At 64.3% G+C, this 12792-nt stretch carries 11 protein-coding genes; 1 reads left to right on the top strand and 10 read right to left on the bottom strand.

Translation table 11 applies throughout. The annotated features are described in order from the left end of the window. Positions 1-164 precede the first annotated feature (164 nt). From ACVWWD_RS06715 to ACVWWD_RS06735, 5 genes are read right to left on the bottom strand one after another with little or no spacing between them, the layout of a single operon-like run. Positions 165-926 (bottom strand): SDR family NAD(P)-dependent oxidoreductase, encoded by a 762-nt coding sequence (locus ACVWWD_RS06715; RefSeq protein ID WP_023771843.1) that lies wholly within the window; start codon positions 924-926, stop codon positions 165-167. 10 nt (positions 927-936) lie between these two features. Continuing rightward, positions 937-1749, bottom strand: coding sequence for an ABC transporter permease (locus ACVWWD_RS06720; RefSeq protein ID WP_023771844.1), 813 nt, complete (start codon positions 1747-1749; stop codon positions 937-939). Next, positions 1749-2639 carry an ABC transporter permease gene (locus ACVWWD_RS06725; RefSeq protein ID WP_198019198.1) on the bottom strand — a complete coding sequence of 297 codons (891 nt, stop codon included), beginning with the start codon at positions 2637-2639 and terminating at the stop codon, positions 1749-1751. Before ACVWWD_RS06725 ends, ACVWWD_RS06720 begins: the two co-directional genes overlap by 1 nt. Before the next feature lie 36 nt (positions 2640-2675). After that, entirely contained in the window at positions 2676-3839 is a 1164-nt protein-coding gene (locus tag ACVWWD_RS06730; protein ID WP_015315088.1) for an ABC transporter substrate-binding protein, read from the bottom strand. Continuing rightward, a complete protein-coding gene (locus tag ACVWWD_RS06735; protein WP_352549647.1) occupies positions 3820-4956 on the bottom strand; it encodes an ABC transporter ATP-binding protein in 1137 nt (378 codons plus the stop codon). Before ACVWWD_RS06735 ends, ACVWWD_RS06730 begins: the two co-directional genes overlap by 20 nt. 114 nt (positions 4957-5070) lie before the next feature. Here ACVWWD_RS06735 and ACVWWD_RS06740 point away from each other — a divergent pair, with 114 nt between their 5' ends. Beyond that, on the top strand, positions 5071-5883 hold the full coding sequence (locus ACVWWD_RS06740) for a response regulator transcription factor (protein ID WP_352549650.1): 813 nt from the start codon (positions 5071-5073) through the stop codon (positions 5881-5883). A 27-nt stretch (positions 5884-5910) separates the two neighbouring features. Here ACVWWD_RS06740 and ACVWWD_RS06745 read toward each other — a convergent pair whose 3' ends face one another. The 5 genes from ACVWWD_RS06745 to ACVWWD_RS06765 form a co-directional block, all read right to left on the bottom strand. Continuing rightward, the gene (locus tag ACVWWD_RS06745; protein WP_352549652.1) at positions 5911-7971 is read right to left on the bottom strand and encodes a 3-hydroxyacyl-CoA dehydrogenase NAD-binding domain-containing protein; all 2061 of its coding nucleotides are present in this window, start codon (positions 7969-7971) and stop codon (positions 5911-5913) included. 116 nt (positions 7972-8087) lie between these two features. After that, entirely contained in the window at positions 8088-9035 is a 948-nt protein-coding gene (locus ACVWWD_RS06750; protein WP_352549654.1) for an ABC transporter permease, read from the bottom strand. A gap of 3 nt (positions 9036-9038) precedes the next feature. Then, positions 9039-10019, bottom strand: a complete 981-nt coding sequence (locus ACVWWD_RS06755) for an ABC transporter permease (protein ID WP_352549656.1) — start codon at positions 10017-10019, stop codon at positions 9039-9041. A 1-nt stretch (position 10020) separates the two neighbouring features. Further along, positions 10021-11541 (bottom strand): sugar ABC transporter ATP-binding protein, encoded by a 1521-nt coding sequence (locus ACVWWD_RS06760; RefSeq protein WP_457102969.1) that lies wholly within the window; start codon positions 11539-11541, stop codon positions 10021-10023. A 49-nt stretch (positions 11542-11590) separates the two neighbouring features. Beyond that, a complete protein-coding gene (locus ACVWWD_RS06765) occupies positions 11591-12604 on the bottom strand; it encodes an ABC transporter substrate-binding protein (RefSeq protein WP_023771853.1) in 1014 nt (337 codons plus the stop codon). Positions 12605-12792: the final 188 nt, after the last annotated feature.

Below are 12792 nucleotides of genomic sequence, written 5' to 3' on the forward strand. Positions count from 1 at the left end.
CTGTGCCGTACGCATAACAAGTTGAAAAGAAACAGAAAAACCCCCTGTGACCTGGTATGGCACTGAAGTCCCATGCCCGCTAGACCTTGGTCTTGTGCCGTCCGGCATCCAGCGAAACGACAGAAAAAGCGGCTTAAATGGAAAGGTCGATCGATGAAGCAGCGTCAGCCGATGCTCTCGCCGCCATCTATCACCAGCGCCTGCCCGGTCATGAAGGATGAACGGTCCGAGACGAGGAACAGGATCGCCTCGGCGATCTCTTCGGCCACCGCCCAGCGCCCCATCGGGATCTTGGTGCGGACATAGGTTTCGATCGCCTCGCGTCCGCCCATCTGGGCGATGAACGGCTCATTGAATGGGGTGTCGACCCAACCCGGGCAGAGCGCGTTGACGCGCACATTGTGCCGGGCATAGTCGAGCGACATCTGCCTGGTCATCGCCACCACCGCGTGCTTCGACGTCGCGTAGGCGATCATCTCGCGGTCGTAGAACACACCCGAATTCGAAGCCGTGTTGAGGATGACGCCGCCGCCTTGCGCGATCATCGACGGCATGACGATCCTCGCCGCGAGGAATTGCGCCCGCACATTGACCCGCCAGGAGGCGTCCATGCCGGCGGTCTCGACCTCGGTCAGCGTGCCGCCGACCTGGATGCCGGCATGATTGTGCAGGATGTCGATGCGTTGATATCTGTCGAGCGTACCGACGATGAGCTGGTCGACCGCATTGTCGTTCGAGACGTCGGTCGCGATCGCCTCGGCCCGGCCGCCTGCCGCCCGGATATCCGCGGCCGTTGCCTCGCCGGCGGCCTCATCCCTGTCGGCGATAATGACCACCGCGCCTTCCCTGCCCATGATCATGGCGCCGGCACGTCCGATGCCGGAGCCGGCGCCTGTCACCACGGCGATGCGGTCTTTGAGGATCATGGAGCGGCTTTCAGTTTGACGGCTTGCGCTGGCGCAGCTGCCATTGGGCAAGCACCACGAGCAGGACGGAGGCGACGAGCACGATCGTCGCGATGGCGTTGATCTCCGGCGTTACGCCGCGCCGGATAGAGGCAAAGACATATATCGGCAGCGTCGTCTGCGCGCCGGCGACGAAGAAGGCGACGATGAAGTCGTCGAAGGAGAAGGTGAAGGCGAGCAGGAAACCGGCGACCACCGCCGGCATGATCTGCGGCAGGACGATCGAGCGGAAGGTCGTCAACGGCGTGGCGTATAGATCGCTGGAGGCCTCGACCAGATTGCGATCGAGGCTGCCGAGCCGCGTGCCGACGATCATCGTCACCAGCGCCATCGAGAACAGGCCATGCGCGGCGATGATCGAGCCGTAGCCGAGCGACAGGCGCGGCGGCTGGTCGCCCGGCCAGACCGAGGCGAGGAACGGATTGACGACCGCGAACAGCTGAACGAGTGCAACCAGCGTCGAGATCCCGATGACGACGCCCGGAACGACGATCGCCGCGCCAAGCAGCCCGTCGAAGACCGCGCGGGTTCTGGCGCCGACACGCGCCAGGCCAAGCGCCGCTGCGGTGCCGAACACCGCCGCCAGCAGGGCGCTGGTGGTGGCGATGAACAGGCTGTTCTTCAGCGCCTCGACCAGGAACGGGTTGGACAGGGCCTTGCCGTACCACTGCACCGAGAAACCGGTGAACTCGCTGGCATGGTGGCCGGCGTTGAAGGAAAACAGCACGACCAGCACGATCGGCAGGTAGAGGAACGCAAAGACGGCAATGACGAAGGCGCGCATCAGATGAGGTCCACCCGGCGAGCGCCCGCAACGCGGTTCGAAATGCGGTTGGCGACAATCAGCACCACCACCGAGACCAGCACCAGCGTGATCGCGATGGCCGACCCGAACGGCCAGTTGCGCGACTGCAGGAAGAGGTCGACCAGCGCGTTGCCGATGAAGAACACCTTGCCGCCGCCGAGCAGCGTCGGGATCAGGTATTCGCCGAGCAGCAGGATCATGACCAGCGAGAAGCCGGTCATCACGCCCGGCAGCGACAGCTTCAGGGTCACGCCGACAAAGGTCGACAACGGCGTCGCGCCGAGATCGGCGGAGGCCTCCAGCAGCCTTCGGTCGAGCCGTTCGAGGCTGACATAGATCGGCAGGATCATCAGCGGCAGATAGCCGTAGACGATGCCGAGCAGGACTGCGCCCGGCGTGTTGATCAACCTGACATCCTCGATGCCGGCAAAGGCGAGCAGCGCCGGGATGCCGCGTCCACCCAGAATGTACATCCACGCATATGTCCGCATCAAAAGGCTGGTCCAGAACGGAATGACGACCAGCGCGAGCAGGATCAGCCGCCAGCGCTGCGGCGCCTGCAAGGCGAGGTAATAGGCGACCGGATAGGCGACAAGCAGGCAGGCGAGCGCGCCAACTGGCGCCAGCACCATCGTGTTCCAGAACGCGGTCGCCCGTGCCGGGAGATTGGCATATTGCGCCAGCGTGAAGGCTGCCTGGTAGCCGCCCTCCGGCGCCCGCTCGCCGACGCTGAACACGGCGATGGCGATGAATGGCAGCACCAGGAACACCACCAGCCATGCCGTCGCCGGCGCGAGCAGCAAGGCGGTCAGAAAATTACGCCGAAATCTGTTGCCGTGCATCGAAACCGCCCCGGTGCCGGCGGGCATGGGCCCGCCGGTCGATTGTCTTTATCCAGGCCGCTCTCAAGCCGATTTGAAGCGCGCCATCAGTTCGGCACGGCCCGGGTCGGTCAGCGTTGCCGCCGCGCCGAATTCGAGCGGCGTCAACAGCTCCGCCGCCGGATAGAGGATCGGATTGTCGAGCACTTCCTTGGGCAGCAGCTTGTTGACGCGCGCATCCGTCGAAGGCGCGCCGTTGGCGAGGTGCTCCTTCACCGCGACCTGCGGGTTCATCAGATAGTTGAGCAGCGCATAACCGGCGGGCTTGTTCGGCGCGTCCTTCGGAATCGCATAGAAATCGGTCCAGATCTCGCCGCCCTCCTTGCCCAGCACATAGGCGATCTCGGGAATGTCGCGATGCAGCTGCGCGCCGTCATTGGTCCAGCACATCGTCATCCACGCGTCGCCCGCACGCATACCGGGCTGGTAGTCGGACGAGACGGCGAACAGATGCGGCTTGACCTTCAGCAGCAGTTCCTCTGCCTTGGCGAGCTCGTCCTGCTTCAGCGAATTGAACGAATAGCCGTAATATTTCAGCGCGTTGCCGATGGTGGTGAGCTGGTAGTCGTGCACCATGGTGCGGCCATCGCCCTCGGCCATGGCGGTATCCCAGAACTCCTTCCAGCTCGTCATCGGCTTGGTCAGCTTCTTGGTGTTCACTGCAAAGCCTGTGGTGCCCCAGTTCTTCGGCACGGCGTAGATCACCTTGTCGATCGTGCCCTCGGAGGTAAAGCGCGGATCTTCCTGGGTGCCGTCGAAATTCGGCAGCTTCGCCATCTCCAGCGGCTCGATGATGCCGAGCTTCTTGTAGGTCGAGATCGTATAATTGGTCGGCACGAACAGGCTCCAGCCCGAGGCGCCGGCCTGCAGCTTGGCCAGCATCTCCTCATTGGAGCCGAACACGTTGACCTCGACGGCGACGCCGGTGTCCTTCTTGAAGTTCTCGAAGGTCTGCGGGTCATGGTAGTTCGGCCAGGTGGCGATCGACATGCGATCGCCAAGGCTTTCGGCGGCGAAGGCAGGCGTCGGCATGATGCCGATCTCGCGCGCCATCACCGCCGTTGCGATGCCAAGGCCGGTGAGGCCAAGGAAGTCGCGGCGGCCGATCGAGCCGCGCTTCAGGCGCATCAACTGGTCGACGAAATTCTCCGGGCTTATCGGCAGTCCGTCACGATATGATTTCGACATGTTTGTTTACCCTCTGGTTGGTCCCGTTATTCTTGGTTTCCGGAAACGCCAGCGGCGTTCCCATGGCATAGCCGATGGCGACGGGTTCACCCGGCTTGAAGAGATTGCCTTGGCCGATCAGGTGATCAGCCTTGGCGAGCAAAGTGCCGATGCCCTGCACTTCGATCGCGTATTCCGCGGTCGAGCCGAGGAATATCCGGTTGCGGACGATGCCCTTGAGCGGACCGCTTTCGGGAGCGCCAAGGCTGAGCGATTCAGGGCGCAGACTGACCGAGACGGTCTCGCCTTGTAGAAGCGCGGTTCGCTTGCGCGCCGCGACCACAGTGCCGTCCGCCAGCGCCACGTCCACCAGGTCGCCCGTGTGCCCGGCGACGGTGCCGCTCAACAGATTGGTCTTGCCGACGAAATCGGCGACGAACAGGTCGGCCGGCTCATCATAGATCTCGCTCGGCTGGCCGAGCTGGACGATGCGCCCGCCATTCATGACGCAGACGAAATCGCTCATCGACAGCGCTTCCTCCTGGTCGTGGGTCACCAGCACGAAGGTGATGCCGATCTCGCGCTGCAGGTTCTGCAGCTCGATCTGCATGTCGGTGCGCAGCTTCTTGTCGAGCGCCGCAAGCGGCTCGTCGAGCAGCAGCACCGCCGGCTTGTTGACCAGCGCGCGCGCCAGCGCGACACGCTGCTGCTGGCCGCCGGACAGTTCGTGGATCTTGCGGCCGCCATAGCCGGCGAGCCGCACCATTTCGAGCGCTTCGCCGGCCCGCCGGCCGATATCGCGCGACGACAGCCGTGGCGTTGCCTGGCGCAGCCCATAGGAAACGTTGGCTTCGACATCGAGATGCGGAAACAGCGCGTATTGCTGGAACACCATGTTGACCGGCCGTCGGTAGGGCGGCGTGCCGGCCATGTCCTGGCCACGGATGAACACCTGGCCTTCGCTCGGCTGTTCGAACCCGCCGATCATGCGCAGGCAGGTGGTCTTGCCGCAGCCGGACGGTCCAAGCAGCGCAACGAAGGCGGAGGGCGGCACGGCAAGGTCGATGCCGCTGACCGCGGTCACCGCGCCATAGCGCTTGGCGACGCCGCGAAATTCGATGTCGGGCACTGCGGTCAAGGCTGCGGGCTCCAGGACGATGCGATTTCAAGACGCTACCAGAGCCAATGGCATCTAGTATATACCTCGTAGGTGGTATATCTGATCTATTTTCCCGTTTAAGGGGGTATTGGATTGAGCGTTTCCCGCAGCGACGAATACAGCCGGCTCGCCACCCTTGTCGCGGCGACGCGGGAGACGAGCGGGGATCTCTTCGGCCCAGCGATGGTCGATTGGCTGCGGCAGCATGTCGGCTTCGACCATTGCGTGGTCTTCGGCTATCGGGGTGCGGCGCGCCCGCCACTGCTGTTCGAGACCTTCACGCCGACCGAAAGCCACGTCTTCGTCGCGCTCTACCAGGAAGGCCCCTACCTGCTCGACCCCTTCCATCACGCGGCGGTCGAGCGCAAGGAAGGCTTCTGGCGCATGCGCGAACTGGCTCCTGATCGCTTCTACGCCAGCGAATATTTTCGCTCCTATTACAGCCAGACCAGGCTGGCAGAGGAAGTCGGCTTCTTCGTGCCGCTGCCGGGCAAGGACGCGCTGGTGCTGTCGCTGATGCGGCTAAGCGCTTCCGGTCCGTTCGGCACCGCCGATGCCAGGCTGCTGCGCGACATGGCGCCGGCGGTGATCAGCTTCACCAGGCTGCGCTGGCCAACCCTTCCCACCGAGGAACCGGCCGAGACGAAGCAGGACGAGGAAATCACCGAGGTCAACGAGTTCGACCGCGCCCATATCTGGAAAAGCCTGTCGCTGACGCCACGCGAAAAACACGTCGTCGACCTAGTGCTGCAGGGCCATTCGACAGAATCGATCGCCAGGGCCATGCGCATCGTGCCGGGAACCGTGAAGGTCCATCGCCGCAACATCTACCGCAAGCTCAAGATCAAGTCGCAGGCCGGCCTTTTCGCCCGCTTTGTCGAGATCATCGACGCGCGGATACGGTGATTCCCGCAGGCCGCTGACTACCTCGGATCAGACTTGCCATGAGCCGGTTTCGGCCATCCGCTCAAGCAAAGGAGCCGGTTTGAAAACATCCTTGCCTGTCCGCTCATGCCAATACCTGAGTCGCCCGACGATCCTGTCCGCGCCTTCGAGGCCGGCCCAGAACATCGGGCCGCCCTTGCCGACGGGAAAGCCATAGCCATTGACCCAGACGACATCGATGTCGGACGCACGGGCAGCGATTCCCTCCTCCAGAATCTTCGCCCCCTCGTTGATCAGGGGATAGAGTGTGCGCTCGATGATTTCGTCGGCGCCTATCGTGCGCGGCACGATGCCCTTTTCCGCCGCCTTGCCGCGAATTAGCGCCTCGACCTCGGGATCGGGCACCGGCATTCGCGAACCGTTCTCGTAGAGATAGAAGCCACGGCCGGTTTTCTGGCCGAAACGCCCCTGTTCGCACAGTGTGTCGGCGATGACGGCCGTCAGGCCCCGCGCCTTGCGGTTGCGCCAGCCGATGTCGAGACCGGCAAGGTCGCCCATCTGGAACGGACCCATTGGCCAGCCGAAATCGGTGAACGCCTTATCGATCTGGCTGGGGGTAGCGCCTTCGAGCAGCAGCGCCTCGGATTCCGAGCCGCGCGCGGCCAGCATGCGGTTGCCGACGAAGCCGTGGCAGACGCCGACGACGACAGCCACCTTGCCGATCCGGCGTGCAAGGTCGACCACGGTCGCCAGCGCATCGGGTGCCGTTTTTTCGGCGCGTACGATCTCCAGCAGTTTCATGACGTTGGCCGGCGAGAAGAAATGCAGGCCGAGGACATCCTGCGGCCGCGAGGTCGAGGCGGCGATTTCGTCGATGTCGAGATAAGAGGTGTTGGTGGCGAGGATGGCGCCCGGCCTCGCCACCGCGTCAAGCTTCCCGAAGATTTCTTTCTTGACCGCCATGTCCTCGAACGCTGCCTCGACGATCAGGTCGCAATCGGCGAGATCGGCATGGTCGACCGTGCCTTTGAACTGGGCGAGCCGCTGCCGCTTGGCATCCTCGCTCAAGGAGCCGCGTGCAACCGAGACGGTGTAATTCTTCTCGATCGTCGCCAGCCCGCGCCGCAGCGCCTCCTGGCTGGTTTCCAGCAAGGTGACGGGAAAGCCGCCATTGGCGAATGCCATGGCAATGCCGCCGCCCATTGTGCCGGCGCCGATGACACCGACGCGGGCGATCCTGCGCTTGACGACATCCTTGCCGGGAAGCTTGGCCGCCTCGCGTTCGGCGAAAAACAGATGCCGCTGGGCGCGCGACTGGTCGCTGGCGACGAGCTTGACGAACAGCGCCCGCTCCTCCGCCAGCGCCTCGTCGAAGGGCAGCGTGACGGCATTGCGCACCGCCTGCGCACAGGCAACAGGCGCTTCGAGGCCACGCGCTTTGCGGGCAAGATCCGCGACCTCGGCATCGAAGGCGGCAAGGTCGGTTTCCTTGAGGACGTCGTCGCGGTCGCGTACCGGCGTGAACGGACCACCCTTGCGGGCCATCTCGCGGACGAAATTGACGACGTGGGTGGTCAGATCGCCTTCGAAAACGGCATCCACCAGGCCGGCGCCGTATGCCTCATCGGCACCGATCGGTGTACCGGAAACGATCATCTTCAATGCCTTGGCGGCGCCAACCAGGCGCGGCAGCCGCACCGTGCCGCCGCCACCGGGCAGGATGCCGAGCTTCACCTCGGGCAGGCCGAGCCTTGCGCCTTGATCGGCAACGCGGAAATGGCAGCCGAGCGCCAATTCCAGCCCGCCGCCGAGCGCGGTACCCTGGATGGCGGCGACGGTCGGCTTGGCAATGGCTTCCAGCACCGCCACGATGGCGCGCAATTCCGGGTGCTGCATCGGCTTGCCGAATTCGGTGATGTCGGCACCGGCAACGAAGGTCCGGCCGGCGCAAGCAATGACGATTGCCGCGACCGATGCGTCATCGCGCAAAGCGGCCAGAGCCTGCATCAGCGGTTCGCGGACGTGGAAACTCAGCGCGTTTACCGGCGGATTGTCGATGGTGACGATGGCGACGCCACCCTCGTTCGCGACGCTGACAGAACTGGACAAGTGGGGGCCTCCCAAGACCGACTGAGATCGGGGACCGGTTTACAAGGCCACGCCGCGAATGGGAACCGGCTGGTCCAATCGTTGGCAAGGCTGCGGTCGCGCCGGAGACGTTGCGGTCAGCGCACCGCCTTCTTGCCGCCCGCAGCCGTGATCACCCCTACGATGATAAGCCCGGTCAGCAAGAGCCGCACCCCGGCGCTGACGCCGAATGTGTTGAGCATGGTGAGCAGCAGCACCAGGAACAGCGCCGCCCCCCAGACGCCGGGCACATTGGCCTTGCCGCCCGCCACCGACGTGCCGCCGATGACGACCACGGCGATCGAAGCGAGCAGGTATTCGTTGCCGATGTCGACGTTGGCGCCGCGGAAATAACCGGCGAGCAGCGCGCCGTCGATGCCGCCGAGCGCGCCCGACAGCGTATAGGTGAGGAAGCGGATGCGCCCGACATTGACACCGGCGAGCCAGGCGGCGCGGATATTCTGGCCGATCGCCAGCACCGAGCGGCCATAGATCATGCGCTGCAAGGCGATGGCCGCTGCGATGGTGAACAGCACGGTGAGGATCGCCAGCACGGGTACGCCCAGCACCTGCCAGTTGGTGAAATCGGCGAAGCCAGGCGGCGGCTTGATCTGCAGTCCGCGCCCATAGCTGATGTCGACCGACTGGATGATGAAGCTCGCCGACAGCGTGGCGATGATCGGCGGGATGCGCAGCGCCCAGATCAGTAGATAGTTGATGGCCCCGATCGCGGCGCCACAGGCGAGCGCCGCCAGCAATCCGACCAGGATCATGGCATCGCTGCCGCCCATCACCTTCATGGCGACCGCGCTGGCGAGGCCGATATTGGCCGGCAGCGACAGATCGACATTGCCGGGTCCAAGCGTGATGACGAACATCTGGCCGACACCGACGATGACGGTGAACACGGCAAGCGACAATGCCGCCGTGACCATGCCTCCGCCGCCATAGCCCCCTGTGAAGGCGATCGTCGCCAGCCACACCAGCAGCGCACCGACAAACGACCATATCCAGGGTTTTGTGAGCAGGGTCTTCAGCGAAGCCATCGCTCACCGTTCCCTGCGGCTGATCAGCACCCGCGCCGCAAGCACGATGATCAGGATGGCGCCGTTGGCGGCCACCTGCCAGTCGGGCGGAATGTGCATGAAGGTGAGCAGCGGCGAGGCGGCCAGCGCCAGCGTCAGCGCGCCGATGACGGCGCCGATTGGCGAGACCCTGCCGCCGACGAACTCGCCGCCGCCGAGGATGACCCCGGCGATGGCCAGCAGCGTGTAACCATTGCCGATATTGGCATCGGCCGAGGTGGTGATGCCGATCAGCGCCATGCCCGACAGAACGCCGAACAGGCCGGCCAGCGCAAACAGCACGATCTTGGTCTTGAGCAGCGACCAGCCGGCGCGCTTGAGCGCCGCCGGATTGCCGCCCGAGCCGCGCAGGATCACCCCATAGGAGGTACGCATCAGGCCGAAATGCACGACGGCCGCGATCAGCAGCGCGGCGATGATCGGAAACGGAATGAAAGGCGGCTTGAACGACATGATCGCCAAAAGCCAGTCCGGCGCCTTGCCGCCCGGTTTTGGCAGGACGAGAATGGCGAGGCCCTGCCAGACGAAGCTCATGCCGAGCGTCACCACGATGGAGGGCAGGTTGCGCAGATGGATCAGCGCGCCGAGCAGCGCAAAGATGCCGATCGATCCGGCGAGAATAAGGACTCCAATGAGTGGCGCATCCTTCAGCCAGGTCGCGGTGACGCAACCGACAAAACCGACAAAGGTGCCGATCGAGAGATCAAGCTCGTTGCCGGCGATGACGAACATCTGCGCGATCGTCGCCAGCGCGATCGGAATCGCCAGGTTCAACATCAGGCTGAAGCCGAAATAGCTGATGGCGCGCGGATTGAGCCAGGCGATCGCGAGCAACACCAGCGCTAGGGATAGCGCGGGCAGCAGGCCGCGCAACAGCCGCGCCCGCGCCGCCGCATTGCGTGCCGCCGATCCCTTGAAGCCATTGTCGATTGGCGTCGCCGTCATCTCAGGCCGCATCGCCGAAGGAGGACTGGATGATCTTCTCTTCGGTCAGCTCGTCGCGCGTCAGATTGGCGACGATGCGGCCGTTCTTGAAGACATAGATGTGGTCGCAATTGTCGAGCTCTTCGGTTTCGGTCGTGTACCAGAGGAAGGAGCGTCCGCGGCCCGCCTCCTCGCGCACGAGATCGTAGACCTCCAGCTTGGTACCGATGTCGACGCCGCGCATCGGGTCGTCCATCAGCACGATCTGGGCGTCGGAGCCGAGCGCCCTGGCGAACAGCGCTTTCTGCTGGTTGCCGCCCGACAGCGAGAAGATGTTGTTGTTCATGTCAGGCGTGCGGATGCCGATCTTCTTCTGCCAGAACGCGGCCAATTCGGCCTCACGCTGGGGTGAAATCAACAGCCCGTTGCGCAAGCGCGCCAGCGAGCGGATGCCGATGTTTTCGGCAACCGACCATTGCGGGAAAATGCCATCGGACTGGCGGTCGCCCGCCACCAGCGCGACCGGCGCCGTCACCTCGATGCCGGGCTTGGCGCGTCCGGCGGCGTCGAAGATACGCAGCAGCAAGTCGGTCTGTCCGTGACCGGCCAGCCCGGCAAGGCCGATGATCTCGCCCGCGCGCGCGACGAGATCCTTGCCATCCGCCTGTCCGGCGGGCCGCGCCCGGACGCGAAGCGGATTGGCGCCTGTCTTGGCGGCAGCGGCCTGCGCGGCGGTCTTCGCGCGCACCTCGGCTCCGCCCATCACGGTCACCAGCCGGTCGCGATCGAAGGCGCCAGCCGCGTCCGACGCCACCACCTTGCCGTCACGCATCACCACGATCCGGTCGGCGTTCCGCAGCACCTCGCCCAGCACGTGCGAGATCAGGATGCAGCTTTTGCCGCCGGCGACGAAGCGGCGCACGAAGGCCAGCAACTGGCCCGATGTGTGCGCGTCGAGCGACGAGGTCGGTTCGTCGAGGATGACCAAGTCGAGCCGGTCCTGAGTCACGGTGAAGGCACGCGCCACCTCGACCATCTGGCGCCGGCCGATCGACAGATCGCTGACAATGTCCCAGGCCGAGATGCCATGGTCCGGAAAGATTTCGTCCAGCTTGGCGGCGATCAGCTCCGCCGCCTTGCGCCGCCAGCCGAAGCCGGTGAGCGAAGCATGATTGATGCGCGTGTTTTCGGCGACGCTGAGATTGGGGCACAGCGACAGTTCCTGGAACACGCAGCGTATGCCAAGCTGCTGCGCCCGCGACACCAAGTAGTTGTCCTCGATGCCGCCATGCACGGTGATCGTGCCGCCGTCGGGCGTCGAGGTCCCGGCCACCATGTGCATCAGCGTCGACTTGCCGGCGCCATTATGGCCGACGAGGCCGACGCACTCGCCGGGCCCGACATGGAAATCCACCCCGCCTAGCGCCCTGACGGCGCCGAAATGCTTTTCGGCACCGTCAAGTCTTACGATGTCAACGCTGACGGCGCCGAATTGGTTTTCGGCGCCGCCCTGTCTGATGATGTCCGCGTCGCCTGCAGCCATGCTCAACGATATCCGCTCGATGATGCCCGCGGCAACGCGTCTGCGACTTTCACTTGATATTGGCTTTGATCGCCGCGATGGCATCTTCCTGCGTGTATTCGTGGGTGGCGACACCGCCCTCCTTGATCTTGGGCAAGGCCGCCTCGAAATCGTCCTGGGTGAAGGCCAGATACGGCACCAGCAGATCGTGCGGAATGTCCTTGCGGCCATCGAGCACCTGCTGCGCCACCCAGAAGGCGAGCGTCGATACGCCCGGCGCGATCGAAGCCGACCAGGTCTGATAGCCGTCCTTGTCCTTCTGCTCCTTCCACCACTTCAATTCGTCCTGCCGGTTGCCCATGATGATGGTCGGGCGCGGCTTGCCGGCGGCGGCGAAGGCTTGCGCGGCGCCATAGCCGTCACCGCCCTGGTCGACGATGCCGACGACGTCGGGCAGCGACGGCAGGATGGTCGCCACCGCCTTCTGAGCCGTGGTCTGGTCCCAGTCGCCGGTGACAGAACCGACGATCTTGAATTCGGGATGCGCGGCCACACCTTCGAGGATGCCTGCATGGATGGCATCGTCGATCGAGGTGCCGGCAAGCCCCCGGATTTCAAGCAGATTGCCGCCCTTGGGCTGGAACTTGGCCATGTGCTCGACTTCCTGCTTGCCCATGTCCTTGAAGTCGACGACGACGCGATAGGCGCAAGGCTCGGTGACGGTGCCGTCGAAGGAGACGACGGTGATGCCGGCATCGCAGGCCTGCTTGATGGCGCCGTTGAGCGCATCCGGCGAGGCGGCGTTGATGACGATGGCGTCATAGCCCTGCAGGATCAGGTTCTGCACCTGGGCGGCCTGGGTCGGCACTTCCTTGTCGGCGGTGGTGAAGACATCGGCCGCGCCGACGACCTTGTCGTCGACGGCCTTCTTGGTGACGATGCCATAGCTGTCGAGCATCGCCTGCCGCCACGAATTGCCGGCATAATTGTTGGAGAACGCGATCTTCTTGCCGCTGGTGTCCGCAAAAGCCGTACCGGCCGCGAGCACCGCTGCAAGCGTGCTGAGAACCAATAGTTTCTTCATGTGATACTCCTCCCGAGAGTTGCTGATCAGTTTGATTGTCGACGAATTTCGCGATTGCGATCCTGTTTTTTATCTATTGTCAGACAAAAGTGCAGAAGGCCGGCGGGCTGTCAACTGCAATCCGATGTGCGCCGGCGATCAACTTGCGGTGCGCTGATTGAAATGGCGTCGTTTGATGGCTAGGCATG

The sequence above is a fragment of the Mesorhizobium sp. URHB0026 genome (genome assembly GCF_054059755.1).